The sequence below is a fragment of the Pseudonocardia sp. EC080619-01 genome, assembly GCF_001420995.1.
Lineage (GTDB): Bacteria > Actinomycetota > Actinomycetes > Mycobacteriales > Pseudonocardiaceae > Pseudonocardia.
Window position 1 is genome coordinate 5,779,638 of sequence record NZ_CP012184.1, and the last position, 26,476, is coordinate 5,806,113.

Sequence of the window (26,476 nt, forward strand, 5' to 3'; positions counted from 1 at the left end):
GACGCGCCGGAGCCCCGGGCCGCACGTCGCGGACCGGGGCTCCCGGGGATGATGCGGTCGGTCAGGAGGCGCGCAGGACGGCCTGGATCTCCAGCTCGACGCCCACCTTCTCGCTGACGACGACGCCGCCACCGTCCATCGGCAGCTCGATGTCGACACCGAACTCCGAGCGCTTGATGGTGGTGGTCGCCGTGAAGCCGGCGCGGGTGCCGCCCCAGGCGTCCGGGCCGAAGCCGCTCAGCTCGAGGTCCAGCTCGACGGGCTTGGTGACGCCCTTGAGGGTCAGGTCGCCGGTGAGCACGAAGTCGTCACCCTTGGCGGCGAGCCCGGTGGACCGGAAGGTCCACTCCGGGTACTTCTCGACCTCGAAGAAGTCGGCCGAGCGGATGTGACCGTCACGCTGCTCGTTGCCGGTGCTCAGGGAGGAGGCGTCGATGGTGGCGGTGACGGTCGAGTCCTCGAGGTTCTCGGCGGTGACGAGCTCACCGGAGACCTGCTCGAAGCGGCCACGGACCTTGCTGACCATCATGTGACGGACGACGAACGCGACGTCGGAGTGCACCGGGTCGATGTCCCAGGTGCCTGCGACGTAGCCGGGGATCTTCGTGGGGGCGCTCATGGGATCTCCTGGGGTAGTTAGTTGAACTCTCACTTGTTGAGAGCGATACTAGGTGCAACAAGATGAGGGCTCAAAGATTTCGGAGGGTGTCGTGGATCACACTCGCTGGCTCGACGACGACGAGCAGCGGACCTGGCGGGCCTTCCTCGCGGCACAGCGCCTGGTGTCCGACCTGGTCGAGCGACGGCTGCAGACGGGCGCCGGGATGCCGCAGGCGTACTACGAGATCCTGGTGCGGCTGTCCGAGGCGCCGGACCGGACGCTGCGGATGAGCGTGCTCGCCGAGTCGGCGATGTCCTCGCGCAGCCGGATCTCGCACGCGGTGGCCCGGATGGAGGAGGCCGGCTGGATCGGTCGCCGGTCCTGCCCGACCGACCGCCGCGGCCAGCTCGCACACCTCACCGACGCCGGGTTCGCGGTGCTCGAGGCGGCCGCGCCGGACCACGTCGAGAGCGTGCGCGAGGCGGTCTTCGACGGTCTGACGCCCGCCCAGCAGGCCGGGTTGCAGGAGGCCTGCGAGGCGGTCGTGGCGCACCTGTCGGGCACGGGGGAGTGGCCGGTGACCGGGGACGCAGGCCCGGACGGCCCGGAGCCCGCACGCGCATCCTAGGCTGGGCACATGCCTCATTTCGACGTCGTCGTGCTCGGTGCCGGACCCGGTGGATACGTGGCGGCCATTCGCGCCGCCCAGCTCGGCCGCAGTGTGGCGGTGATCGAGGAGAAGTACTGGGGCGGTGTCTGCCTCAACGTGGGCTGCATCCCGTCCAAGGCGCTGCTGCGTAACGCGGAGATCGCCCACATCGTCACGAAGGAGCAGAAGACCTTCGGCCTGTCCGGCGAGGTGTCGCTGGACTTCGGTGCCGCCTTCGACCGCAGCCGGACCGTCGCGGACGGCCGGGTCAAGGGCGTGCACTTCCTCATGAAGAAGAACAAGATCACCGAGCTCGACGGGTTCGGCCGGTTCACCAAGCCGGGCGAGATCGAGGTCGAGCTGTCGAAGGGCGGCAACGAGACCGTCACCTACGACGACGTGATCATCGCGGCGGGCTCGACGGTCAAGCTGCTGCCGGGCACCGAGCTCTCCGAGCGCGTGGTGACCTACGAGGAGCAGATCCTCACCCGCGAGCTGCCGGAGAGCGTGATCATCGCCGGCGCCGGCGCGATCGGCGTCGAGTTCGCGTTCGTGCTGGCCAACTACGGTGTCGACGTCACCATCGTCGAGTACCTGGACCGGCTGCTCCCGCTCGAGGACGCCGACGTGTCCAAGGAGCTGCTCAAGGCCTACAAGAAGCTCGGGGTCACCGTCCGGACCTCCACCAAGGTGGAGTCGATCACCGACGACGGCTCGGGCGTCACCGTCTCGGTGTCGTCGTCGAAGGGCAACGAGGACCTGCGGGCCGACAAGGTCGTGCAGGCGATCGGCTTCGCGCCGCGGGTCGACGGCTACGGCCTCGACAAGCTGGGCGTGTCGCTGACCCAGCGTGGCGCGATCGAGATCGACGACCACATGCGCACCAACGTCGACCACGTCTACGCGATCGGTGACGTCACCGCCAAGCTCATGCTCGCCCACGTCGCCGAGGCGCAGGGCATCGTCGCCGCCGAGACCCTGGCGGGCGCCGAGACCCAGGAGCTGGACTACAAGATGATGCCGCGGGCGACCTTCTGCAACCCGCAGGTCGCGTCGTTCGGCTGGACCGAGGCCGAGGCCCGGGACCTGGCGGACGAGAAGGGCTGGAAGGTCAACGTCGCGACCTTCCCCTTCACCGCGAACGGCAAGGCGCACGGCATGGCCGAGCCCGCCGGCTTCGTCAAGCTCATCTCCGACGACACCCACGGCGAGCTCCTGGGCGGGCACATCATCGGCGCCGAGGCGACCGAGCTGCTGCCGGAGCTCACCCTGGCCCAGAAGTGGGACCTGACCGTCCACGAGATGGCGCGCAACGTGCACGCGCACCCGACCCTGTCGGAGTGCCTGCAGGAGGCGATCCACGGCCTGTCCGGCCACATGATCAACTTCTGACGGACGCGGAACGGCCGGGAGCCCGCACCCCGTCGGGGTGCGGGCTCCCGTGTGTCCGGGGCCCGCTCGTGTCCGGGGCCCGCTCGTGGGCGGGGTGCCGGCACGTGGGCGGGCGTCCGGAGTGCCCGGCGCCGATCCGCCGCCCTCGCACGCCGCGCGACCCGCTGTCCCCGGTCGCCCCGGGTGCGGTGCCCCGTCGCCCCGGGTGCGGTGGCTCGTCGGCATACCTCTTCCGGAGAACCGCTTCCTCAGGCAGCGATCTGTGCCGGGGACCCGTCGTCCTGCTCCGGAGGACCGGTCACCGGCCGACGATCTCTGCCCGGGAAGGCGCCTCGTCCCCACGTGACCGCTCCGTTCGCACGGGTTCCCGTCGCTCGCACGGGATCCGACCCCGTGCGAACGAAGGGAACCCGTGCGAAGGCGAGGTGTCGCGCAGGGCGGCGGAGTACCGGCGGTGTCGAGCGGCTGTCGGGAACCGGATTCGGCGCCGTGGCCCGGCCTGCCGCACCCGGCCCGGGCTCTCCGCACCCGGTCGCGGCTCGGAGCACCCGGCTCTGCGCGCCCGGCTGCGGCTCGGCGCACCCGGCTCGGGCTCGGAGCACGCGGCTCGGAGCATGCGGCTCTGCGCGCCCGGCTCGGGCTCGGCGCACCCGGTCGCGGCTCGGAGCATCCGGCTCGGCGCACCCGGTCGCGACTCGGAGCATCCGGCTCTGCGCACCCGGCTCCGGCTCGGCGCACCCCGTCGCGGCTCGGAGCACCCGTTGCGTGGGGTGCGGCGCGCGGTCACGGGGTGCGGCACGCGGTCACGGGGTGCGCCCCGGGGCAGGGAGGGGGTGCCCCGTGCACTGCGTGCCCCGCGTCCTCCGGGAGGCCGGGTCCCGGGAGGCCGGATCCCAGAGGGCGGATCCGGGGAGGTCCGATCCGGGGAGGTCCGATCCGGGGAGGCGCGGGGTTCAGGCGGCGCCGGCGCCGGGCTCGCGGCGGGCGGTGTGCTCGCGGCGGGTCGCGGGGCGGCCGGCGTCGCGCTTCTCCTGGCGCTCGGCGGCGAGGGCGGCCTCCACCGCGGCCTGGACGGCGGCGGTGTTGACCTCCGGGTCGATCAGCCGGGCGGCGGCGAGGGAGCGGGCCGAGACCGAGATGCTGACCATGGGAACTCCTGAGTGCATGTACGTGGTGGGGGCGTCGGGAGGGCCCCACGCTGGACCCTCCCCGTCGTGTCGTCACGCGACCCGCCGGTTGTTAACCGATCCAGGTACCGGAGTGGGTGACATATGTTACCCATTGGTAAACGCGCTGGCCGGGAACCCTAGTCGACGTCTCCGGCGAGCCAGCGCCGGGTGATCCAGAGGCCGTCGGGCACCCACGGGTAGTCCGGGGTGCCGAGCCGGGCGCGCAGCTCGCCGAAGCTCCACCAGCCGCCCTCGGCCACCTCGGACGGCTGGTGGACCACCGGGCCGTCCCAGTACGCCTGGTAGGCGTGCACGTGGGCGCGCAGCCCGTGCGGGCCCGAGCCGGGGCCCGTGTCGACGCCGAGCGCGGCGGCGTCGAACGGGAGGACGAAGAGCTTCTCGAGCGCGACGCCCGTCACACCCAGCTCCTCGGCGAGCTCACGGGCGGCGCAGTCGTCGGGAGCCTCGCCCTCGTCCAGCACGCCGCCGGCCCAGCAGTCCCAGAGTCCGGCCATGACCAGCTTGGTGTCGGTCCGGCGGTGCACGTAGAGGTGCTCGCCGTCGGTGCTGCGCAGGGCGATCGCGGTCGTGGCGTGCCACAGGGAGCGGGCGTAGACCTCGCCGCGCTCGGCGGCGCCGGTCGGCGTGCCTGCCGCGTCGAAGACGGTCAGGCGTTCGCGGGCGGGATCCGTCACGCCCGCAGATGATCGGACAGTGGCCGACGCCGCCGCGCGGCGGGGGTGCGAGCAGGGCGGCTGAGGTTAGGCTCGGTGGATGCAGTCTTGCGCAGGGGCCCGGACGTGACGGCCCGCCGGATCATGGGCACCGAGGTCGAGTACGGCATCGCCGTGCCCGGGGACCCCACCGCGAACCCGGTCGTCACCTCCACGCAGGTCGTGCTCGCCTACGCCGCGGCGGCGGACGTCCCGCGCAACCGCCGGGCCCGCTGGGACTACGAGGTCGAGTCGCCGCTGCGCGACGCGCGCGGGTTCGACCTGTCCGCGCCGTCGCTGGCCCCGCAGATGGACACCGATCTGGACGACCTCGGCGCCGCGAACGTCATCCTCACCAACGGCGCCCGGTTCTACGTCGACCACGCGCACCCCGAGTTCTCCACGCCCGAGGTGCTGACCCCGCGCGACGTCGTGGTCTGGGACAAGGCAGGCGAGCGGATCATGCTGGAGGCCGCGAACCGGGCCGCCACCGTGCCGGGTGCGCCGCGGATGCAGCTCTACAAGAACAACGTCGACGGCAAGGGCGCGAGCTACGGCTCGCACGAGAACTACCTGATGGCCCGCACCACGACGTTCCCGTCGATCGTGACCGGCCTGACGCCGTTCTTCGTGTCCCGGCAGATCGTGTGCGGGGCCGGCCGGGTCGGGCTGGGCCAGCAGGGCGACGAGCCCGGCTACCAGATCGCGCAGCGCTCGGACTACATCGAGGTCGAGGTCGGCCTGGAGACCACGCTCAAGCGCGGCATCATCAACACCCGCGACGAGCCGCACGCCGACGCCGACAAGTACCGCAGGCTGCACGTCATCATCGGTGACGCGAACCTGTCGGAGATCGCGACGCTGCTCAAGGTCGGCACCACCGCGCTGGTGCTGGACATGATCGAGCACGGCCGGTCGTTCGAGGACCTCCGGCTGGCCGAGCCGGTGAAGTCGGTGGCCCGCATCAGCCACGACCCGACCCTGCAGGTCACCGTGCCGCTCGCCGACGGCAGGCACCTGACCGCGCTGCAGCTGCAGCAGGAGTACCTGGCCCGCGCGGTCGCGTACCTGGAGGAGACGGCCGGCAACCAGCGGTCCGACTGGGACCCCGACACCAGGGAGGTCGTCGAGGAGTGGGAGTCGGTGCTCGCCGACCTGGCCCGCGACCCGATGCTCACCGCGGACCGCCTGGACTGGACGGCGAAGCTCAAGCTGCTCGAGGCCTACCGTGAGCGCGACGGCCTGTCGTGGGCGTCCGGCCGGCTCGGCATGGTGGACCTCCAGTACTCCGACGTCCGGCTGGCCAAGGGTCTCTACAACCGGCTCGTCACCCGCGGTTCGATGCGCCGCGTCGTCACCGAGGAGCAGGTACTGGCGGCGATGACGGAGCCGCCGGAGGACACCCGCGCCTACTTCCGGGGGTCCTGCATGAGCCGCTACCCGGTGGAGGTCGCGGCGGCGTCCTGGGACTCGGTCATCTTCGACCTGGGCCGGGAGTCGCTGGTCCGGATCCCGACGCTGGAGCCGCTGCGGGGGACCCGCAAGCACGTCGGCGAGCTGTTCGAGGCGGTGTCCAGTGCCGAGGAGCTGGTGGACAAGCTGACCGCGAACTGACCTCCCCACCGGGAGGGGAACGGTCACACGCCAGATCGGAACAGGCGATTTTGTCGGTGCCGGTCGGTAGGGTGGAGGGGACCGGATCCACCTCCGGCGCACGGCCTGAGCGTGCGGTGGGTGCGGATCAGGGGTTGCCGCGAGGCACAGCGCGAGGAGGAGACGTCATGTCGCAGGAGCAGACCAAGCGCCAGGGCGGTGGCGACGGCGACGACGAGTCCGGTGAGAACGAGTCCGGATCGGGTCAGGAGCGCCGCGAGAAGCTCGGCGAGGACGTCGACACCATCCTCGACGAGATCGACGACGTGCTGGAGGAGAACGCGGAGGACTTCGTCCGGTCCTACGTCCAGAAGGGCGGCGAGTGACCGCCTGACGGGCGCCACCGCAGCCTCACCAGCGAGAGCAGTACCGTCCCGGCCGTGCCGGAACGGCCGCCGTCCGGGCGGGACCCCCGGCGCAGTAGTTCGAACGAGAGGCACGTCGAAGCAGATGGAGTTCCGGCCGTCGGTCAACCCCGGGCTGGTGCCCGGGCACCACACGGGTCAGCTCGGCACCTTCCTCACCGGGTCGCAGTCGTTCTCCGAGTTCGTCGGGGCCACCGCACCGCACCTGATGCCCGGCGCGGGTGTCACCCCGCAGCCGGTGTCGGCACCGGGCGGGAACGCCGCCGACGCCCTCGGCGTGCCGCACGGCACCACGATCGTCGCGCTCACGTTCTCCGGCGGTGTCGTCATCGCCGGTGACCGGCGCGCGACCGCGGGCAACGTGATCGCCCAGCGCGACATCGAGAAGGTGTTCGTCACCGACCACCACTCGGCCGTCGGCATCGCGGGCTCCGCCGGGATCGCGCTCGAGATGGTCCGCCTGTTCGGCGTCGACCTGGAGCACTACGAGAAGCTCGAGGGCGTCCCGCTCTCGCTCGACGGCAAGGCCAACAAGCTCGCCGGGATGATCCGGCAGAACCTGGGCGCGGCGATGCAGGGCTTCGTCGTCGTCCCGCTGTTCGCCGGGTTCGACCCCACCGTCGACGACCCGGCCCGGGCCGGGCGGATCGTCACGTTCGACCCCACCGGTGGCCGGTACGACGAGAACCTGGGCTTCCACGCCGTCGGGTCCGGCTCGGTGTTCGCGAAGTCGTCGCTGAAGAAGCTCTACGATCCCGCGGCCGACCTCGACGGCGCGGTGCGGACCGCGATCGAGGCGCTGTACGACGCCGCGGACGACGACACCGCCACCGGCGGCCCGGACACCGTCCGCCGCATCTACCCCGTGGTCGTGGGCATCACCGCCGACGGCGCCGCCCGCCGCGAGGAGAGCGAGATCGCCTCCGTCGTCGAGCGGGTGATCGCCGGGCGTGTGGAGCGCCCGGGTGGCCCGTCCCGCTGATCCGACCCCTCCCGCACGAGCACGAGCCTGGAGCGTCTCCCCATGACGATGCCGTTCTACTCCTCCGTCGACCAGCTGCTGCGCGACCGGTCGGAACTCGCCCGCAAGGGCATCTCCCGCGGCCGCAGTGTCGTGGTGCTGACCTACGCCGGCGGCGTCCTGTTCGTCGCCGAGAACCGCTCGACGGCGTTGCACAAGGTCTCCGAGATCTACGACAAGATCGGTTTCGCGGCGGTCGGCCGGTACAACGAGTTCGAGAACCTGCGCACCGGTGGGATCCGGATGGCCGACTTCCGCGGGTTCACCTACGACCGGCGTGACGTCAGCGGCCGGATGCTGGCCAACGCCTACGCGCAGGCGCTCGGTACGGCGTTCGTCGAGCAGCAGAAGCCGTTCGAGGTCGAGCTGTGCGTGGCCGAGGTCGGTGCCGAGTCCGGCGGTGACCAGCTCTACCGCATCACCTACGACGGCTCCATCACCGACGAGCCGCGGTTCGTCGTCATGGGCGGCCAGACCGAGCCGATCTCGACCAAGCTCGGCGAGACCTACGAGCACGGCCTGGAGCTCGACGCCGCGATCGGCGTGGCGCTCGGCGGCCTGCAGGTGCCCGGTGCGGACCCGGCCTCCGCGGGCAACGGTGCCGGCTCCCAGCCCCGGGTGCTCGGCGCCGAGGCGCTCGAGGTCGCGGTGCTGGACCGGACCCGGCCGCGGCGCACGTTCCGCCGGATCGAGGGTGCGGCGCTCACCGAGCTGCTCCCGGCGACGAACCGCGGCACCGCCGAGCCGGAGCCGGAGGTCGCCGGTGGCGACGACGCGCCGGCCGCCGGGGGCGCCCTGGGCGAGGGCGGCGGCTCCTGACCCGGTTCTCCGCCCGGACCGAGTCCGAGGCGGTCGTCACCGCCGACCGGACGGCGGTGTGGCGGGTGCTGACCGATCCGGTGATACTGCCGCGGCTGACGCCGCTGCTCAGCCGGATCGACGACCTGGGCGAGCACTGGCGCTGGCACATGGTCCAGCTGGCGGTCCTCGGCGTCGGCATCAAGCCGGTCTTCACCGAGCGCATGACCTTCACCGAGGGCAAGCGGATCGAGTTCACGCACAGCCCGCCCGCCGGCGTCACCGAGTGGGCGGGGGCGGAGGGCCACTACGCGCTGGCCGACGCCGAACCCGATGCCGACGGCAGCCCCGCCACGCACCTCGAGATCTCGCTGACCCTCGACGTCGACCTGCCGCTGTCCCGGCTGGCCGCCCCGGTGGTGACCCGGACGATGCGGGCGACGATGGACGCCACCGGGGACCGGTTCGCCGCGAACCTGCTGAGGCACCTGCACGCCCGCGAGCGCTGACCCGCCGCGGCGAGCCCCTGACCGCGCCTACCGGGGACCGTGGAATGATTGAACGGTCAACGAGGTTGGGGGCGGTATGACTGAGTTCGTGTTCGGGATGGACACCTTCGGAGACGTGCCCACCGGCGACGACGGCGTGCTGCTGACCCATCCGCGGGCCATCCGGCAGGTCGTCGACGAGGTGGTGCTGGCCGACGGGGCCGGTGTCGACGTCGTCGCGCTGGGGGAGCACCACCGGCCGGAGTACTCGATCTCGACGCCGGAGACGGTGCTGGCCGGGATCGCCGGCCGGACGTCGCGGATCCGGCTCTCGTCCGGGGTCACCGTGCTCAGCTCGGACGACCCGGTGCGGGTCTACCAGCGCTTCGCGACGCTCGACGCGCTGTCCGACGGCCGGGCCGAGGTGATCGTCGGGCGTGGGTCGTTCACCGAGTCGTTCCCGCTGTTCGGGTACTCGATGAACGACTACGAGCAGCTGTTCGAGGAGAAGCTCGACCTGTTCGTGAAGCTCCTCGACGAGAAGCCGGTGACCTGGGAGGGCAGCACCCGGGCCGGGCTGGAGGGCGCCGAGGTCTTCCCGACCGCCGGCCGGCGGATCCCGGTGTGGGTCGGCGTCGGCGGGTCGCCGGAGTCGGTGGTCCGCACCGCGCGGCACGACCTGGGCCTGATGCTCGCCATCATCGGCGGGCAGCCCGCCCGGTTCGCGCCCTACGTCGACCTCTACAAGCGTGCCGTCGAGCAGTTCGGGCACGCCGCGAAGCCGGTCGGCATGCACGCGCCCGGGTTCGTCGCCGACACCGACGAGGAGGCGAAGGAGGTCTTCTTCGCCCCGTACAAGGCGCAGATGGACCGGATCGGCGCCCTGCGCGGCTGGCCGCCGCTGACGCGTGCCCGGTTCAAGGCGGACGTCGAGCAGGGCGCCCTGCACGTCGGGTCGCCGGAGACGGTGGCCCGCCGGATCGCCGAGTCGGTCCGGGCGGTCGGGGCGCAGCGCTTCGACCTGATCTACACCGTGGGCCCGCAGCCGGTGTCGGCGCGCATGAAGGCCGTCGAGCTCTACGGCACGCAGGTGATCCCGAAGGTGCGGGAGCTGCTGGCCTGAGCGACCGGCCCGCCCCGGCCGGTGCCGGGGCGGGCCGCTCAGCCCGGTACCGGGTCCGCCGCCACCGCGCGGCCGGCGGCGGCCCGCAGGACGCCCGCGAGGGCCTGCACGGCCGGCAGGCCGGAGTCCGCCTCGCGGGTCGCCAGGACCAGTGACCGGCCCACCGCGGGACGGCAGGGCCGGAACCGGATCCCGGGATACCCGGCCGCCGTCGCGGCACCCCGGCCGGCACCCGGTGCGGACTGCTCGTCCGCGCCGCCGGTACGCCCGTCCCCGGCGCCCGGCTGCCCGTCCCCGGCGCCCGGCCGCCCGTCCCCGGTTGCCGGCCGCCCGTCCTCGGTTCCCTGCTGTTCGTCCCCCGTCCCCGGGTGCTCGTCCCCGGTTCCCGGGTGCTCGTCGGTTCCCGGGTGCTCGTCGCCCGTTCCCGGCCGGAGGCGGGGACCCGGCGCCCCGGCCACCGCCATCGCCGGGACCAGCGCCACCGCCAGGCCGGCCCGGACGAGCGCGAGCTGGGTGGCGAAGTCGGCGAAGAGGTACCGCACGTCCGGCTCGATCCCGGCCGCCCGCAGCATCTGCAGCAACGCCTCGTAGGGCTCCGTGCCGACCGGGCTCGACGCCCACACCTCACCCCCGAGCCCGCGCAGCGGCACCGGGTCGCGGTCGGTGACCGGCCGCCCCTCGGGGACGGCGAGCAGCACCGGCTCGGTGACCAGCGTCGTGACCCGCACACCGGCGGGCAGCGTGACGGGGCGCTGCGTCCAGCTCTCCAGCAGCACGGCGTCGAGGTCCCGGGACCGCAGCGCGGGCAGCAGGTCGACGACCTCGCCGTCGGTCACGGTGGGGACGAGCCGCGGGTGCTCGGCGACGATCGAGCGCAGCACCTCGGGGAGCAGGACCCGCAGGGCGCTGGCGACGGACCCGATCCGCAGCGGCCCGGCGACGTCGTCGTGCAGGCCGGCGAGGTCGCGCTCCGCGTCGGCGACGGCGGCGGCGACGCTGCGTGCGTGCCCGGCCAGGACGTGCCCGGCCGCGGTGAGGCGGATACCCCGCCCGTCCGGCTCGACCACCCGGGTCCCGGTCTCGCGTTCGAGCTTGCGCAGCTGCTGGGTCACGGCCGGGCCGGTGATGTGCAGCGCGGCCGCGGCGGCACCGACCGACCCGTGCTCGGCGACGGCGGCGAACACCCGCAGCCTCTCCCACGCGATCACGCAGCAGAGCTTAGCGGTACAGCGCAGGAGCATTCATTGGATCTTCGCGGTCCCGGCGGGGACCGTGGACCCGTGACCGCACGTACCGCGACCGATCCGCACTCCGCACTGCTCCTCCTCGCGGGGGCGTCGGTCCTCGCCTGGACCGGCATCCTCGTCGCGCTCGCCGGTGCCGATCCGGCGACGGCGTCGTTCTGGCGGTGCGTGCTGGCGCTGGTCGTGCTGGCGCCGTGGGCGCTGGCCGAGCGCCGCCGGTTCGGCGGGGTTCCGCTCGGCGTGGCGGGCTGGTCGCTGCTGTCGGGCGTGTTGCTCGGCGCCGACTTCCTGCTCTGGACCCGTGCGGTGCTCGACGCCGGGGCCGGTGTGGCGAACGTCGTGCTCAACGTCCAGGTCGTCGCCCTACCGTTGATCGCCTGGATCGTCGCGGGCGAGCGCGTCCCGCGGCGGCTGGTGCTCGCCGCTCCCGTCCTGCTCGGCGGGATCGCCCTCGCCGGGGGTGCGCTCGGCGCCGGGGCGGGTGGACCCGAGCCGGTCCGGGGCGCGGTGCTGGGCACCCTGGCGGGGATCGCCTACGCCGGATTCCTGCACCTGAACCGGTCGGCGTCCCGGAGGCGGCCCCGCCACCTGGTCACCCCGGTCGCCCTGGCCACCGTCGGCGCCGGGGTCACCTGCGGGACGGTCGGCATGCTCGGGGACGGCATCGCGATCGCGATGCCCGCGCACACCTGGGCCTGGCTGATCGTGATGGCGCTGTCGGGCCAGGTGCTCGCGTGGGTGCTGATCGGGCGCGGCTCGGCCGGTCTCGCCCCCGGCACGGCGGGCGCGCTGCTGCTGGTGCACCCGGTGCTGTCGGTGCTGCTCGGGATGCTGGTCCTCGGCGAGACGCTGACGGTGTGGCAGGCCGCGGGCTGCGCACTGGTGGTCGCCGCGGTCGGGTGGGTGGCCCGGCCCGAGGGCCGTGGCGCCGGGCGGCTCACCCGGTTCGCCGACCGCCAGGCCCGGGCCTGGGAGTCCGCGCACCGCTGAGCCCCGCGCGGCGCGGCTCAGACCTCGATCCGCTCCGCGCCGGTGTAGACGTTGCCGGTCTCCCCGCGCAGGAACCCGACCAGCGTCATCCCCGACTCGTCGGCCAGCTCCACCGCCAGCGACGACGGCGCCGACACCGCCGCCAGCGCCGGGACCCCGGCCATGACGGCCTTCTGCACCAGCTCGAACGACGCCCGCCCCGAGACCATCAGCACGGTCCCCGCGGCCGGGATGCCGCCGTCCATCAGCATCCGGCCCAGCACCTTGTCGACGGCGTTGTGCCTGCCGACGTCCTCGCGTGCGACCAGCAGCTCGCCGTCGGCGTCGAACAGGGCGGCCGCGTGCAGGCCGCCGGTGGAGCCGAACACCTTCTGCCGCTCGCGCAGCCGGTCGGGCAGCGCCAGCAGCACCTCGCGGCGGATCCGCAGCGGGTCACCGGCGGGGGAGTGCCGGGTCTTGAGCCGCACCGCGTCGAGCGACGCCTTGCCGCACACCCCGCACGACGACGTCGTGTAGAAGTTCCGTTCGAGCGAGGTGTCCGGCGGCTCGACCCCGGGCGCGAGGTCGACGTCGAGCACGTTGTAGGTGTTGCGGCCCTGGTCGTCGACCGAGTCGCAGTACCGGGCGGCGTACAGGTCGGCGCCCGACCCGATGACGCCCTCGGTGAGCAGGAAGCCGTGCGCCAGCTCGACGTCGTGGCCGGGGGTGCGCATCGTGACCGACAGCGCGGACCCGCCCACCCGCAGCTCCAGCGGTTCCTCGGCCACCAGGGTGTCCGGGCGGGACCGGGTACTGCCGTCCGCGTTCAGCCGCAGTACCGGGCGGCGGACCGTCAACCGTCCCATCTCGACCCCCTCCTCCGGCCGCGACGAACGGCCGGACCACCAGGGTAGGAGCCCGGCCGTAGGATCGCCCGCGTGGTCGGGGGCGGGACACGCGGGTACGGCGGACGGCGCCCGGCCGCCGGGATCGTGCCGGCCGGCGGGCTGTCCGCACGGATGGGCGCGGCGAAGGCCGCGCTGGACTGGCACGGCGCCCCGTTGCTGACCCGCACCGTCGCCGTCCTGGGCCGGGCGGTGGACGGGCCGGTCGTCGTCGTCCGGGCTGCCGGGCAGGAGCTGCCGGAGCTCCCCTCCGGTGTCGAGGTGTACGACGACCCGGAGCCGGGCCTCGGGCCGCTGCCGGCGATCGGGGTCGGCCTGGCCGCCGTCGCCGGGCGGGCGGAGCGCGCCTTCGTCGCCTCCACCGACCTGCCCCTGCTGCACCCCGGCTTCGCCGCGCGGGTGCTCGACCTGCTGGCCGGGCACGACGTCGCCCTGCCGGTGGCGCACGGCCACCACCAGCCGCTCGCGGCCGCCTACCGCACCGGGCTCGCCGGGCTGGTCGCCGAGCTGACCGCGGCCGGCGAGGGGCGGCCACCGTCGCTGTTCGAGCGGGTCCGGGTGCGCCGGATCGCCGAGGAGACGTTGCGGTCGGATCCCGTGCTGGCCCGGCTCGACCCGCGGCTGGACTCGCTGACCAACGTCAACACGCCGGCCGAGTACGCCGCCGCGCTCGCCCGCCCGCAGCCGGCCGTCCGCCTCCGCGACGGCGGCCGTGCCCGCACCGCACGGGCGGCGACCGCGGCCGGGCTGCCCGGCCCGGTCGTCGCGTCCGGGGACACGGTGGCGCCCGCCGGTGTCCTGCCGCCGTGGTTCCCCCTGGTCACGGGTGACGAGGTCACCCGAACCCGCTGAGCGGAGCCGGCGGGACCTGCAACACGTGTGACAGAGCCCTGTGACGTCGATCTCCCGATTGCTACGGTGTGCTGGTACCGGACTCACCACCCGGAGGTCGACGATGACCCGCACCACCCGTCCGCGCGGCGGCGACCGCCGCGGCTTCCGCCCGCGCCACGTCCGTCTCACCGAGCCACTGGTCCGCGACGGCGGCGTCCTGCGCCCCGCCTCCTGGGAGGAGGCCCTCGACCGCGCCGCGGCCGGGTTCCGGGACGTGCCTGGCGACCGCTTCGGCATGTTCAGCTGCTCGAAGGCGACCAACGAGATGAACTACACCGCCCAGAAGTTCGCCCGGGCGGTGATGGGCAGCAACAACGTCGACAGCTGCAACCGCACTTGACACGCTCCCAGCGTCGTCGGTCTGACGGCGGTCTTCGGTGCCGGCGGCGGCACCTCCGCGTACGTCGAAGCGGAACACGCCGACCTCCTCGTCCTGTGGGGCAGTAACGCCCGCGAGACGCACCCGATCTTCTTCCACCACGTGCTCCAGGGGATCCGCAACGGGGCCCGGATGTACTCGGTGGACCCGCGGCACACCTCCACCGCGCACTGGGCCGACTCCTGGCTCGGGCTCGACGTGGGCACCGACATCGCGCTCGCGAACGCGGTCGGGCGGGAGATCATCCACGCCGGTCTGGTGAACCGGTCCTTCGTCGAGCGCTCCACCAGCGGTTTCGACGACTACCGGGCGTCGGTCGAGCCGTACACGCTCGAGCGCGCCGAGGAGATCACCGGGGTGCCCGCGGCGTCGATCCGGGAGCTGGCGCACGCCTACGCCCGCGCCGACCGTGCCCAGATCTGCTGGACGCTCGGGATCACCGAGCACCACAACGCCGCGGACTACGTGTTCGCGCTGATCAACCTGGCGCTGCTCACCGGGCACGTCGGCCGGTACGGCTCCGGGCTGGTCCCGCTGCGCGGGCAGAACAACGTCCAGGGCGGCGGGGACATGGGCTCCATCCCGGCGAAGCTGCCCGGCGGCTACGACGTGGGCGACGACGAGGCGCGCGCCCGGTTCCAGGCCGTCTACGGCGGGAAGCCGATCCCGCCGGTCAAGGGCATGCACCTCTCGGAGATGTTCGAGGCGATGGAGCGCCGTGAGCTGTCGGCGCTCTACTGCATCGGTGAGAACCCGGCCGAGTCGGAGGCCAACGCCCTGCACGCGCGGCACCTGCTGGAGGACCTGGACCATCTCGTCGTCCAGGACATCTTCCGGACCGCGACGGCCGAGCTCGCCGACGTCGTCCTGCCCGCGGCGGCCGACTGGTGCGAGTACGAGGGCACCGTCACCAACTCCGAGCGGCGTGTGCAGCGGGTCCGCAAGGCGCTCGACCCGCCCGGGCTCGCCCGCCCCGACACCCACATCATCTGCGGCATCGCCGACCGCCTCGGCCACGACTGGGGCGAGCCGACGGCCGAGCAGGTGTGGGACGAGCTGCGCTCGGTGTCGCTGAACTGGCACCACGGCATGAGCTACCCGCGGCTCGACGCGCTCGGCGGCATCCAGTGGCCGTGCCCGGCGGAGGACCACCCGGGCACCCCGCTGATGCACGCCCGGCTGTGGGCCGACGACCCGGCCGAGCGCGGCACCCCGGCGCCGTTCACGCCGGTGGAGCACGTCGCACCGGTCGACGAGCTGTCCGAGGAGTTCCCGATCCGCCTCACGACGGTCCGCCTGCTCGACGCCTACAACTCCGGCGTCCAGACCGGGGGCTACGCCTCGCCGCTGCGACGGCGGGAGTCGCTGCGGATGGACGCGGCCGACGCCGAGCGGCTCGGGATCGCCGACGGCGAGCGGGTCCGGGTGTCGAGCCGTCGCGGGGCGGTGGAGGCGCCGGTGGCGCTCGACCCGTCGCTGCGGCCGGGACTGGCGTCGTTCACGCCGCACTTCAGCGAGGAGGTCGACGTCAACGTCCTGACCAACGACGCATGGGACCCCAAGTCGGGGACCTCGGAGTTCAAGGCCACCGCCGTGCGGATCGAGAAGGTGACCGGGTCGCTGCCGGTCGCGGGGGAGTAGTGGATGGACCTGCACCTGTCGTCGGCGGAACCGAGCACGGGCGAGCGTGAGGCGGTCGACGCCGCGTTCGCGCTGCTCGCGCCGTCCGCGGCCGAGCTGACGGCGGGTGACCGGGCCACCCGGTCCCGGCACGCCGGGCACGCCGCCCGCTCGCACCGGCACCTGCTCCTGCCGCTGCTGCACGCCGTGCACGACGCCGAGGGCTGGCTGTCCGAGGGCGCCCTCAACCACGTGGCGCGCACGCTGCAGGTCCCGCCCGCCGAGGTGTACGGCGTCGCGACGTTCTACGCGATGTTCTCCGTCGAGCCCCGCGCCCCTCGGGTCGTGCACGTCTGCGACGACGTCGCGTGCGGCCCGGCGGGCGGCGAGGAGATCGCGGCCGCGCTCGGGCCGGCGCTGGGGCCGGAGGGCACGGGCTCCGGCCCGGACGGCGCGCCGGCCGCCTGCTGGGTCCGCAGCCCCTGCCTCGGGCTGTGCGAGCGGGCACCCGCGGTGCTGCACCAGCGGGCGGGCGAACCGGACCTGTCCCAGGCCCCGGCGACCCCGTCGTCGGTCCTGGAGGCCGCCTCCGCGCCCGCCGACCCGTCCGGGGAGCAGGCCTCGGCCGCCGACCGGGCCTTCGCCGACGCGACGGTGAGCGCGCCCCAGACCCGCACCGGTGCGCACCTGCGGCTGCTGCGCCGGGTCGGCGTCGTCGACCCGTCCTCGCTCGACGACTACCGCTCCCGCGGCGGCTACGCGGCGCTGCGCCGAGCCGTCGACCTCGGCCCGACCCGGGTGATCGCCGAGCTGAAGGACTCGTCGCTGACCGGGCGCGGCGGCGCGGCGTTCCCCACCGGCGTGAAGTGGGAGGGCGTCGCGCAGGCGCCGGAACGTCCGCACCACCTCGTCTGCAACGCCGACGAGTCGGAGCCGGGCACCTTCAAGGACCGGGTGCTGATGGAGGGCGACCCGTTCGGCCTGGTCGAGGCCATGACCATCGCCGGGTACGTGACCGGCGCGACCGTCGGGCACCTCTACATCCGCGGCGAGTACCCGCTGGCGACCCGCCGGCTGCAGGACGCGATCGCCGCCGCCCGGGCCCGCGGCCTGCTCGGCGACGACGTCATGGGCGAGGGCTTCGCGTTCGACATCGACCTGCGGCGCGGCGCGGGCGCCTACATCTGCGGCGAGGAGACCGCGCTGCTGGAGTCGATCGAGGGCTACCGGGGGGAGCCGCGCAACAAACCGCCGTTCCCGGCCTCAGTCGGTCTGTTCGGCAAGCCGACGGCGATCAACAACGTCGAGACGCTCTACAACGTGCTGGAGGTCCTCGACATCGGCGGGCAGGCGTTCGCCGGGGTCGGCGGCGGCCGGTCCACCGGGTCGAAGCTCTTCTGCGTCTCCGGCGCGGTCGGCACCCCCGGGGTGTACGAGGTCGACTTCGGGACCACCCTGCGGCAGCTGCTCGACCTCGCGGGCGGTGCCCGCGGGTCGCTGCGGACGGTGCTGCTCGGCGGCGCGGCCGGCGGCTTCGTCCTGCCCGGCGACCTGGACGTCGTGCTCACCCTGGAGGGTGCCCGCGACATCGGCGCCACCCTGGGCTCGGGCGTCGTCCTGGTGTTCGACGAGGACGCGGACCTGACCGGCACCCTGCGGCGGATCGCCGCGTTCTTCCGCGACGAGTCGTGCGGGCAGTGCGTGCCCTGCCGGGTCGGGACGGTCCGCCAGGAGGAGGCGCTCGCCCGCCTGGAGCGGAACGCGCCGATCGGCTCGCGGGAGACCGAGATCGCGCTGCTCGACGACCTGGCCCGGGTGATGCGGGACGCGTCGATCTGCGGGCTGGGGCAGACCGCGCCGTCCGCGGTGACGTCCGCGATCGACCTCGGGCTGATCGCGGCACCCCCGCGCGACCGCTCGTCGACGAACGGCCACGGGGGCACCCGGTGATCGGCCCGGCCACCCGACCATTCGCAGCGGCGAGGGAGCACCGATGACGACGACCAGCGGCAAGGGCCCGGCCGGCCCCGGCGGCGGCTCGCGGGCACCGGCCCCCGGGCAGGTCGACGGCGCCCCCGAGGCCGACGCGGGCGCGAACGGCTCGGAGACCCCGGGCGACGGCCCGGGCGCGGGCGAGGGGGTCGGCACCCTGGGCCGGACCAACGGGGCCGGGGCGGTCGGCGTCACCGTCGCCGACCCGGCCGGGGCCGCGCCGGGCCCGGCCGAGCGCCTGTCCGGCGGCCCCGTGATGCTCGGCCCGATCCGGCGCACCGTCGGGCTCTCGCTGGACGGCACGGAGGTCCGGGTCCCGGAGGGCTCGACGATCCTGGAGGCGCTGCACTCCGAGGGCACGGCCGAGCAGGCCGACACCCCGACGCTGTGCTGGGCGCCCAACATGGACCCGATCAACGCCTGCCGGGTGTGTGTCGTCGAGGTCGAGGGCTCCCGCACCCTGGTGCCGTCGTGCGCCCGGCGGTGCGAGGACGGCATGGAGGTGCGGACCGGCACCGAGAAGGTCCGGCACAGCCGTCGCATGGTGCTGGAGCTGCTGGCGTCGTCGGTGGACATGGACCGTGCGAGCGACGACGTGCAGCGCTGGATGCGCGAGTACGGCGTCGACGCCGAGCGGTACGGGCCGCCCGACGCGCCCGCCGCGGCGGGGGAGCGCGACCGCCGCCATCCCGGGCACCACCACGCCCCGGACGGGCGCACCCGGGCGACCGTCGAGCAGCCCGTCAAGATCGACAACGATCTCTACGTGCGGGACTACTCCCGCTGCATCATGTGCTACAAGTGCGTCAACGCCTGCGGCACCGACGCCCAGTTCACCTTCGCGATCGCCGCCGCCGGTCGCGGGTTCGACGCCCGCATCGCCACCGAGCACGACGTCGAGCTGCCCGACTCCGCCTGCGTCTACTGCGGGAACTGCATCGGCGTCTGCCCGACGGGCGCGCTGGTCTCGGTGGCCGAGCACGACCGGCGCGAGGCGGGCGACTGGCATCCCGACGAGGAGTCCGTCACGACGACGATCTGCTCGTTCTGCGGGGTCGGCTGCAACCTGGAGCTGCACGTCCAGCGCGGCGAGATCGTGAACGTGACGAGTCCGGCCGACCACTCGGTGACCCACGGCCACCTGTGCATCAAGGGCCGGTTCGGGTTCCGGCACGTGCAGAACCTGCCGGAGGACCGACCGTCGTGAGGAAGCGGGTCAGCTCCCGCTCGACGTGCGTGGTGACCGGCTCGCGCGGGTCGAAACCCCACCACGTCAGGGTGCCCTGCCAGTAGGTCGCGACGGCGTCGCCCAGGCCGGGCGGCCCGTCCAGGCACGCGTCGAGGACCCCGGCGAGGGACGCCCGCCACGCCGTGCCCCGCCGGCGCGCCTGCGGGTCGCGGAGGTCCTCGCGCAGCACCAGCAGGGCGTCGGCGTAACTGTCGATGCCGCCGTACTGCTCGGAGAGCCCGACGAGGAACGCGACCGCGCCCCGCGGGGTGCGCTCCACGGTGGCCCCGAGCTCGTCGGTGCGCCGTTCGAGCCGGTCCCACGCGTGCAGCAGCACCCGGCTGAGCAGGTCGGGCTTGCTCCCGAACCGCTGGACGAGCGTCGCCGGGGCGAGCCCGCTCGCCTCGGAGAGCGCGGCGAACGTCAGGGACTGCGGGCCGCCGGCGTGCAGCACGTCGAGGGCGACGTCGAGGACGTCGGAATCGGGGACCTGCTTGCGGCGGGGCATGGCACCATCGTATATAAACGAATAGACGTTCACATACGAGGAGGACACATGGACCTGACGGGACGGGTGGCGCTGGTCGCCGGGGCGACACGCGGGGCCGGGCGCGGGATCGCCGTCGAGCTGGGCGCGGCCGGGGCGACCGTGTACTGCACCGGGCGCACCACGCGCGAGCAGCGGTCCGAGTACGACCGCGCGGAGACGATCGAGGACACCGCCGACCTGGTCACCGCGGCCGGCGGCACCGGGATCGCGGTGCCCACCGACCACCTCGACACCGAGGCCGTCGCCGCGCTCGTCGACCGGATCGGGCGCGAGCACGGCCGGCTCGACGTGCTCGTCAACGACATCTGGGGCGGCGAGCTCATGGTCGAGTGGGAGACCCCGGTCTGGGAGCACGACCTGGCCAACGGGCTCCGCACGCTGCGGCTGGCGATCGACACCCACCTGGTCACCGCGCACCACGCGCTGCGGCTGCTGTCGCGGACGCCCGGCGGGCTCGTCGTCGAGGTCACCGACGGCACCGACGGGTACAACGCCGAGAACTACCGGCTCAACGCCTTCTACGACCTCGCGAAGATCGCCCCGATCCGGCTCGCCCGGTCCTGGGCGCACGAGCTGCGCGGGCACGGCGGCACGGCGGTCGCCGTCACGCCCGGCTGGCTGCGCTCGGAGATGATGCTGGAGCTCTTCGGCGTCACCGAGGACACCTGGCGCGACGCGCTCACCGCCGAGCCGCACTTCGCCATCTCCGAGTCGCCGCGGCTCGTCGGGCGCGGGATCGCCGCACTCGCCGCGGACCCCGACCGGCACCGCTGGAACGGCCGCTCCACCTCCTCCGGGGAGCTCGCCCGGGAGTACGGCCTCGACGACGTCGACGGCTCGCGCCCGGACGCCTGGCGCTACATCGTCGAGGTGCAGGACGCGGGGAAGCCGGCGGACGTCACCGGCTACCGCTGATGCCACCGGACCCCACGGCGCTCGCCGTCCTGACCGCCGTCGTGGCGGCCGGGACGGCGGTGCAGGTCCTGCTCGGGTTCGGGGTGAACCTCCTGCTCGTCCCGGCGGCGCTGCTGCTCTGGCCGGGACTGGTACCGGTCCCGGCCATGATCGTGAACCTGCTGCTGTCGGCGGGGGTCGCGGTGCGGTGGCGCCGGTGGGCCGATCCGCGGGTCACCCGGTGGGTGCTGGCCGGGGCGGTGCCGGGGCTCGTCGTGGGTGCCTGGCTGCTGGCGGTGCTGAGCCCGCGGGCGCTCGCCGTCGCGGGGGCCTGCGGCATCCTCGCCGCGGTGCTGATGACCGCCCGCGGCCCGGCGGCCCGGCACGCGGGCCCCTCGGCGAGCGCCGCGGCCGGGGCCGGTTCCGCGGTTCTGGGCACGACGGCTGCGGTCACCGGCCCGCCGGTCGCGTTGCTGCTCGCCGGGACCGACCCCCGCCGCGCCCGGGCGACGGTCGCGGTGACGGGCACGGCCATCGCCCTGGTCGCACTGGCCGCCGTGCTGGCGGGACCGCTGCGGGCGGGCGCGGGCGACGCGCTGCTCGCCGGCCTGTGGCTGCTGCCCGGGATCGGGCTGGGCTGGGTCGCCGGGCACCTGCTGGGGCGCCGGGTGGGCGCCCGGACGCTGCGCCGGGTGGTGCTGGTCGTGTCGGCGGCGTCGGCCGTCGTCGTGCTCGTGCGGGCCCTGGCGACCTGAGCCGGGTCAGGGTGTGGCGGGAGGCCGTGCCTCCCGTCGCTGCAGCACGAGCAGCGCACTGAGCGCGATCACCGCGAGCAGCGCGACGAGCCCGCAGAAGGCGATCCCGGCCGTCCGCAGCCCCCAGGCCTGGCTCGCCGCGCCGAGCCCGACGACCGGCAGCGAGATCGCGACGTAGAGCACCAGGAAGTACGACGACGTCGTCCCGGCCCGCCGTGCCACGTCCACCCGGCTGTTCACCGCGGCCAGGCCCTTGGAGAACGTCATGCCCTGCCCCGCGCCGGCGATCACCGCGCCGGCGAGCAGCTCCGTCATCGACGCCCGCGCCACCGACAGCGCGACCAGCCCGACGCCGGCCACCAGGAGCACGCAGCCCGCGTCGAGCACCCGGTCGGTGCCGGCGTGGCGGACGAGCAGCTGCGCGACCACCGAGGCCCCGAGCAGCACGAACGACATCACGCCCGCGACGGCGTGGTTCGGGATGCCGATGATCTCGGAGACGATCCGCGGGGAGAGCGCGGTGAACAGGCCGAGCACCGCGAAGCCGGCGAACCCGGCCGTCGCCGCCAGGGCGAACACCGCCCGGACGGCGGGCGGGACCTCCACCGTCTGCGGGCGCAGCGACGGGTGCGCGGGCCGGTCCCGGACCGTCTCCGGCGCGGCGAGCACCAGCAGCCCGCACAGCGCCACCACGACCGCGTGCACCGCGAAGGACAGGTGCAGCGGTGCCGGCAGGTACTCGACGGCGACGCCCGCGAGGGCCGTGCCCAGGCCGAGCCCGCCGATGTTCGCGGCGGTCGCCACCGCGGGCCCGCGGTCCCGCCACGACTCCGGGGCGGCCTCGATCACCGCTGCGGTCGCGGCCCCGGCGAAGATCCCGGCCGAGACGCCCGACAGCAGCCGCCCCACCAGGAGCACCCACACCGGACCGGCCAGCAGGAAGACCAGGCTGCTGACCAGGGAGAACGCGACGCCGGCGAGCAGCATCGGGCGTCGCCCCAGCTGGTCGGACCAGCGGCCCGCGAGCAGCAGCGCGGCGAGCACACCGAGGGCGTACACGGCGAAGACCACCGTCTGGACGACCGGGGAGAACCCGAGCTCGCGCTGGTAGAGCGCGTACATCGGGGTCGGCATCGTGGCGCCGAGCATGACCACGGCGAAGGTGACGGCGAGCCCCGCGAAGGCCGCGGCCGGTGGCAGGCGAGCGATGATCGAGCCCCTTCCGTACGCCCGGTGCGTGTTGCAACGATCATGATCCCACCCGGTGCGGGAGGCCGCCGCGGAACCTGCCCGGACGGACGGGAGCGGCGCGCGCCCGCTCAGGGCCTGCGGCGCAGCACGTGCAGGTCCACCCCGTGCGGCAGTGGTCGGGTGCGGACCGTCCAGGTCCCGCGGGCGGCCTCCAGCCAGCGCGGGGTCTCCGGGCGCCCGGGATCGGCCAGCCACACCGCCGCCCGGCGGCTCGTCACCCGCGGCAGCAGCGCGGTCAGCGCGTCCGCCGCGGCGACACCGTAGAGCACGTCCGAGGCCAGCACGAGGTCCCACCGCTGCTGCCCGAGCCGCGGGTCGCCGGCGTCGAACGCGGCCACCACGGCCTCCACCGCCAGCCCCGACCGGCGGGCGTTCGCCGCCACCCAGCCGACGGCGGCGGGGGACCGGTCGGTCGCCACCACCGGCACCGCACCGGCGCGGGCCGCGGCCAGCGACGGCAGCCCGAGCCCGCAGCCCAGCTCCAGCACCCGGCGCCCGGCCAGCCGCGCCGGGCCCGCCGCGGCGACCGCGTGCGCCAGCGCCCGCCCGGACGGCCACAGGTGGGCCCAGTGCGCCGGGTGCAGCTCCTCCACGCCCTCGGCGACCTCGACGGCGTCGGGCTCGACGCAGTCCGGGTCGGCCGGGCGCAGCAGGGTCAGCGGTCCGCCCGGCAGCGCGATCTCCTCCAGCACGCCGGGGCCGGTCGGGCCACGCACGCCACGGCGCACCTCAGACGCCGTCCCGGTGTGTCCACCGGCCGCCGACGAGCGTCCCCGCGACCGGCATCGCGCGCAGGACGGCCGGGTCGCAGGTGACCGGATCGGCGTCGGTCAGCACCAGGTCGGCGCGGACGCCCTCGGCGACCCGGGCCGTCGAGCCGCCGACCACGCCGAACGACGCGCCGAGTGCGACGGCCCGGTCGAGCTCCTGCTCCGGGTGCCACCGCTCCCGGCCGTCGGCGGAGCGGTGCACGGCCGCGGCGAGCGCGACCCACGGGTCGAGCGGGGCCACCGGGGCGTCCGAGCCGAGCGCCAGCCGGGCCCCGGTGCCGTGCAGCGACGCGAACGCGAACGCGCGCCCCGTCCGGCCCGCCCAGAGCCGGTCGGCGACGTCGCGGTCGTCCAGCGCGTGCTCGGGCTGCACGCTGGCCACCAGGCCGAGTGCGGCGAATCGGGGCACGTCGTCGCCGGTGAGCAGCTGGGCGTGCTCGATCCGCCCGCGCGCCCCGGTGGCGGCGAACGCGTCCAGCACCAGGGTGTTCGCGTGGTCGCCGATGGCGTGCAGCGCGGCCTCCAGGCCGGCGTCGTGCGCCCGGGCCAGCAGCGGGCGGAGCTCGTCCGGCGGGACGAGCAGCAGCCCGCACGGGTTGTCGATCAGTGCGCCCGGCGGCGCCGGGTACGGGTCGTAGCAGTACGCGGTGCGGGTGTTCAGCGATCCGTCGGTGATCACCTTGAGCGGGCCGGCGGTGAGCAGGCCGTCGCACCCGTCGACGGCGTCGCCGGTGCGCAGCCCGGTCGCGACGAGGTCGTCGAGCCGGTCCGGCCACACCGACGCCTCGACCCGCAGTCCGGTCGCGCCCGCGGCGATGCGGCGCCGCCAGTCCGGTAGCGACCACGGTGCCTCGAAGTCGACGATCCCGACGACACCCCGGGCCGACGCGGCGGCCGCCGCGTCGGCGACGAACCCGTCGAGTGTCTCGTCGGGGACGTCCTGCAGTGCGACCGTGACCGCGAAGAACTCCGACTCGCGGATCCGGCCGGTCGGGTGCCCGCGGTGCCCGAACCGGTCCAGTGCCGGCCCGTTCAGCCAGCCCTGGTGCAGGTCACCCGACACCAGGACGACCGGGACGTCGCCCGCGAGCGGGTCCAGCAGGTCGCGGTGCGCCTCGTCCGGCCACAGCGAGTCCCGGAACCCGAACCCGACCAGGGCCTCGCCCGGCGCGGGCGGGGCCTGCGCGAGGCGCTCCGCGACGAGCGCGGCGCACTCCGCGGCCGACCGGGCGCCGGAGACGTCGAGCCGGCGGCGGGCCAGCGCCCACTGCGCCATGTGCACGTGGTGGTCCCACAGGCCGGGCAGCAGTGCGCGCCCGTCGCCGTCGACGACCTCCGCCCCGCCGGGGTCGAGCCCGGGCCCGATCGCGGCGACGCGGTGCCCGGACACGAGCACGTCGACCGGCTCCCCGATCCCGGTGCGGTCCGCGGCGAGCGGGCGCACCGACCGCAGCAGGGTGCGCCCGCCCCCGGCGGCGCTCATCCCTGGAAGGGCCGGTCGCGGCCGGTCCAGCGCTCCTCGTCGCGGCGGTAGACCGGGATAGGGCGCTCGGCGACCCGGAACGTGTACCGGCCGGCCTCCTCGACGACCTCGCCGTCGGTGGCGAGCATGCTCGGCTCCAGGAGCTCGACGTCGACCCGCGGCACCTCACGCTGGTGGTAGACGCGGCTGTGGCCGAGCGCGCCGAGGATCAGCGCGATCACCACGCGCAGCCGGGAGAACCGCACGTCGGCGCGCAGCCAGCGGACGTCGAGCAGGCCGGAGTCCAGCGTCGGCCGCCACGCCGGCACGGCGCCGCGCGGGTAGTACGGGCCGTTGCCGACGAACAGGAACCAGACCTTGTACCAGCGGTCCTCGATCTTCACCGAGATCTTCTCGGACCGCCGCAGCACGGTGATCAGGGCCGCGGCGAAGGCGGGCCACTTGCCGTAGCGCGGCTGCCACTGCTCGCGCAGCCGCACCAGCTCCGGGTAGGAACCGATCGAGGCCGTGTTGATGAAGTAGCGGGTCCGGGTGACGGAGATGTCCTCCGGGTCGTCCAGCCGCCCGGGGTGGGCCTCGACCAGGGCCAGGTCCACGGCGACGGCCTCACCGGCCTGCGTGGCGTCGACGGCCTCCTGGGTGTCGTAGACGCCGACGTCACGGGCGAAGTGGTTGAGCGTCCCGCCCGGGACGACGACCAGCGGCAGCCCGTGCCGGTCCGCGACCGACGCCGCGGTCGCCACCGTGCCGTCGCCGCCCGCGACGCCGACCGCGCGCACCCACTGCCCGCGCTGCGCGATCGCGTCCTCCAGCATGTCCTCGACCTTGATCCCGTCGCCGACGACGAGATGGTGCGCGGCCGGGAGACGCTCCCGGACCTCGTCGGACACGTCGTGGTCCGGCGGCCCGGAGAACGGGTTGGACACGATCACCAGGCCCTCGCCCTGCGGCAGCTCCGGCACGGTGTCGATCGGCCGCGCCCTGGCCTCGTCGCTGGGGCGGACCGGCCACCAGCGGCGGGTCAGCTGTGCCACCGCGGTCCCGACGGCGGCCCCGGCCACCACGTCGGAGGTCCAGTGCACGCCGACGTGCACCCGCGACCAGCCGACGATCGCGGCCAGCGGCACGACGACCGGCGCCGCCCGCCGGTTTTCCATAACGACGGCCGTCGCGAACGCGGCCGCGGAGGCGGCGTGCCCGGACGGGAACGACGACGAGGACGGCGGGTCGGCCACCGTCCGGAACGCGGGCAGCTCCGCCGCGGCCGGACGCCGGCGCGGCAGCAGCGGCTTCAGCAGCGCGTTCGCGGTGAGGCTGGTCAGCGCGATCGACGCGACACCCCGCATGGCCGCCTGGCGCCCGGCACCCCGCCGGACGGCGAGGATCCCCGCGATCGCGAACCAGAGCACGCTGTGGTCGGCCGTCCGGGTGAGCCGCCGCAGCGTCCGGTCCACCCGGCTGGGTGGCCTGCCCGCCACGAAGTCGGTGATGGACCTGTCCACCTGCGAGACGGTGTCGATCCCCCCGTCCACTCGTCGGGACCGCCGTGCGACGCGCTCGAACCATCCGC

General features: G+C 74.5%; 25 protein-coding genes. 15 read left to right on the forward strand and 10 right to left on the reverse strand.

What is annotated here, in order from left to right:
* Window positions 1–61: 61 nt before the first annotated feature.
* Window positions 62–619, reverse strand: coding sequence for a YceI family protein (locus AD017_RS26555; protein ID WP_060575927.1), 558 nt, complete (start codon window positions 617–619; stop codon window positions 62–64).
* 91 nt (window positions 620–710) lie between these two features.
* Between AD017_RS26555 and AD017_RS26560 the strand changes: the two genes are divergently transcribed.
* Both AD017_RS26560 and lpdA read left to right on the forward strand, forming a co-directional pair.
* Window positions 711–1,229: a MarR family winged helix-turn-helix transcriptional regulator gene (locus AD017_RS26560; protein ID WP_010235398.1), complete on the forward strand. Its 519-nt coding sequence runs from the start codon at window positions 711–713 to the stop codon at window positions 1,227–1,229.
* Window positions 1,230–1,238: 9 nt separating this feature from the next.
* Window positions 1,239–2,642 carry a dihydrolipoyl dehydrogenase gene (gene lpdA / locus AD017_RS26565; protein WP_010235400.1) on the forward strand — a complete coding sequence of 468 codons (1,404 nt, stop codon included), beginning with the start codon at window positions 1,239–1,241 and terminating at the stop codon, window positions 2,640–2,642.
* 953 nt (window positions 2,643–3,595) lie between these two features.
* On the opposite strand, the gene AD017_RS26570 is transcribed toward lpdA, so the two are convergent.
* Window positions 3,596–3,790, reverse strand: coding sequence for a hypothetical protein (locus AD017_RS26570; RefSeq protein WP_060575928.1), 195 nt, complete (start codon window positions 3,788–3,790; stop codon window positions 3,596–3,598).
* Window positions 3,791–3,948: 158 nt separating this feature from the next.
* On the reverse strand, window positions 3,949–4,506 hold the full coding sequence (locus AD017_RS26575; RefSeq protein ID WP_060575929.1) for an NUDIX domain-containing protein: 558 nt from the start codon (window positions 4,504–4,506) through the stop codon (window positions 3,949–3,951).
* A 123-nt stretch (window positions 4,507–4,629) separates the two neighbouring features.
* Here AD017_RS26575 and dop point away from each other — a divergent pair, with 123 nt between their 5' ends.
* The 6 genes from dop (at window position 4,630) to AD017_RS26605 (ending at window position 9,972) form a co-directional block, all read left to right on the forward strand.
* The gene (gene dop, locus AD017_RS26580) at window positions 4,630–6,138 is read left to right on the forward strand and encodes a depupylase/deamidase Dop (RefSeq protein ID WP_033199336.1); all 1,509 of its coding nucleotides are present in this window, start codon (window positions 4,630–4,632) and stop codon (window positions 6,136–6,138) included.
* A gap of 167 nt (window positions 6,139–6,305) precedes the next feature.
* The gene (locus tag AD017_RS26585; protein WP_010228454.1) at window positions 6,306–6,503 is read left to right on the forward strand and encodes a ubiquitin-like protein Pup; all 198 of its coding nucleotides are present in this window, start codon (window positions 6,306–6,308) and stop codon (window positions 6,501–6,503) included.
* A gap of 124 nt (window positions 6,504–6,627) precedes the next feature.
* Window positions 6,628–7,524, forward strand: a complete 897-nt coding sequence (prcB, locus tag AD017_RS26590) for a proteasome subunit beta (RefSeq protein WP_082398967.1) — start codon at window positions 6,628–6,630, stop codon at window positions 7,522–7,524.
* Window positions 7,525–7,566: 42 nt separating this feature from the next.
* On the forward strand, window positions 7,567–8,382 hold the full coding sequence (gene prcA / locus AD017_RS26595) for a proteasome subunit alpha (RefSeq protein WP_010228452.1): 816 nt from the start codon (window positions 7,567–7,569) through the stop codon (window positions 8,380–8,382).
* Window positions 8,383–8,447: 65 nt separating this feature from the next.
* Window positions 8,448–8,870 (forward strand): hypothetical protein, encoded by a 423-nt coding sequence (locus tag AD017_RS26600; protein ID WP_145984078.1) that lies wholly within the window; start codon window positions 8,448–8,450, stop codon window positions 8,868–8,870.
* A 76-nt stretch (window positions 8,871–8,946) separates the two neighbouring features.
* Entirely contained in the window at window positions 8,947–9,972 is a 1,026-nt protein-coding gene (locus AD017_RS26605; RefSeq protein ID WP_060575931.1) for an LLM class flavin-dependent oxidoreductase, read from the forward strand.
* 38 nt (window positions 9,973–10,010) lie between these two features.
* Here the strand turns inward: AD017_RS26605 and AD017_RS26610 are convergent, their stop codons facing one another.
* The gene (locus AD017_RS26610; RefSeq protein ID WP_060575932.1) at window positions 10,011–11,180 is read right to left on the reverse strand and encodes a LysR family transcriptional regulator; all 1,170 of its coding nucleotides are present in this window, start codon (window positions 11,178–11,180) and stop codon (window positions 10,011–10,013) included.
* Window positions 11,181–11,252: 72 nt separating this feature from the next.
* Here AD017_RS26610 and AD017_RS34740 point away from each other — a divergent pair, with 72 nt between their 5' ends.
* Window positions 11,253–12,206, forward strand: a complete 954-nt coding sequence (locus tag AD017_RS34740; protein WP_060575933.1) for a DMT family transporter — start codon at window positions 11,253–11,255, stop codon at window positions 12,204–12,206.
* A gap of 17 nt (window positions 12,207–12,223) precedes the next feature.
* On the opposite strand, the gene fdhD is transcribed toward AD017_RS34740, so the two are convergent.
* Window positions 12,224–13,051, reverse strand: coding sequence for a formate dehydrogenase accessory sulfurtransferase FdhD (gene fdhD, locus AD017_RS26620; RefSeq protein ID WP_010236116.1), 828 nt, complete (start codon window positions 13,049–13,051; stop codon window positions 12,224–12,226).
* A 72-nt stretch (window positions 13,052–13,123) separates the two neighbouring features.
* Between fdhD and AD017_RS26625 the strand changes: the two genes are divergently transcribed.
* The 4 genes from AD017_RS26625 to AD017_RS26640 all read left to right on the forward strand — a co-directional run bounded on the left by AD017_RS26625 (window position 13,124) and on the right by AD017_RS26640 (window position 19,182).
* Window positions 13,124–13,942 (forward strand): molybdenum cofactor guanylyltransferase, encoded by an 819-nt coding sequence (locus AD017_RS26625; RefSeq protein WP_202968946.1) that lies wholly within the window; start codon window positions 13,124–13,126, stop codon window positions 13,940–13,942.
* A gap of 103 nt (window positions 13,943–14,045) precedes the next feature.
* Window positions 14,046–16,004, forward strand: a complete 1,959-nt coding sequence (locus AD017_RS26630; RefSeq protein WP_082398963.1) for a molybdopterin oxidoreductase family protein — start codon at window positions 14,046–14,048, stop codon at window positions 16,002–16,004.
* A gap of 3 nt (window positions 16,005–16,007) precedes the next feature.
* Window positions 16,008–17,933, forward strand: coding sequence for an NAD(P)H-dependent oxidoreductase subunit E (locus AD017_RS26635; protein WP_060575934.1), 1,926 nt, complete (start codon window positions 16,008–16,010; stop codon window positions 17,931–17,933).
* 43 nt (window positions 17,934–17,976) lie between these two features.
* Window positions 17,977–19,182 carry a 2Fe-2S iron-sulfur cluster-binding protein gene (locus AD017_RS26640; protein ID WP_227012597.1) on the forward strand — a complete coding sequence of 402 codons (1,206 nt, stop codon included), beginning with the start codon at window positions 17,977–17,979 and terminating at the stop codon, window positions 19,180–19,182.
* Here AD017_RS26640 and AD017_RS26645 read toward each other — a convergent pair.
* The gene (locus AD017_RS26645; protein ID WP_060575935.1) at window positions 19,124–19,711 is read right to left on the reverse strand and encodes a TetR/AcrR family transcriptional regulator; all 588 of its coding nucleotides are present in this window, start codon (window positions 19,709–19,711) and stop codon (window positions 19,124–19,126) included. The two genes, AD017_RS26640 and AD017_RS26645, sit on opposite strands and share 59 nt — an antisense overlap.
* Before the next feature lie 48 nt (window positions 19,712–19,759).
* Between AD017_RS26645 and AD017_RS26650 the strand changes: the two genes are divergently transcribed.
* On the forward strand, window positions 19,760–20,668 hold the full coding sequence (locus AD017_RS26650; RefSeq protein WP_010229659.1) for an SDR family oxidoreductase: 909 nt from the start codon (window positions 19,760–19,762) through the stop codon (window positions 20,666–20,668).
* Window positions 20,668–21,402 carry a TSUP family transporter gene (locus AD017_RS26655; RefSeq protein ID WP_060575936.1) on the forward strand — a complete coding sequence of 245 codons (735 nt, stop codon included), beginning with the start codon at window positions 20,668–20,670 and terminating at the stop codon, window positions 21,400–21,402. Before AD017_RS26650 ends, AD017_RS26655 begins: the two co-directional genes overlap by 1 nt.
* Window positions 21,403–21,408: 6 nt before the next feature.
* Here the strand turns inward: AD017_RS26655 and AD017_RS26660 are convergent, their stop codons facing one another.
* The 4 genes from AD017_RS26660 to AD017_RS26675 form a co-directional block, all read right to left on the reverse strand.
* A complete protein-coding gene (locus AD017_RS26660) occupies window positions 21,409–22,536 on the reverse strand; it encodes an MFS transporter (RefSeq protein WP_255358471.1) in 1,128 nt (375 codons plus the stop codon).
* A 185-nt stretch (window positions 22,537–22,721) separates the two neighbouring features.
* Entirely contained in the window at window positions 22,722–23,369 is a 648-nt protein-coding gene (locus AD017_RS26665; RefSeq protein WP_060722036.1) for a methyltransferase, read from the reverse strand.
* 13 nt (window positions 23,370–23,382) lie between these two features.
* Window positions 23,383–24,906, reverse strand: coding sequence for an amidohydrolase (locus AD017_RS26670; RefSeq protein ID WP_060575938.1), 1,524 nt, complete (start codon window positions 24,904–24,906; stop codon window positions 23,383–23,385).
* Complete coding sequence (locus tag AD017_RS26675; RefSeq protein WP_139323881.1) at window positions 24,903–26,408, reverse strand: phosphatase PAP2 family protein; 1,506 nt, start codon at window positions 26,406–26,408, stop codon at window positions 24,903–24,905. The genes AD017_RS26670 and AD017_RS26675 overlap by 4 nt, the downstream gene beginning before the upstream one ends.
* Window positions 26,409–26,476: the final 68 nt, after the last annotated feature.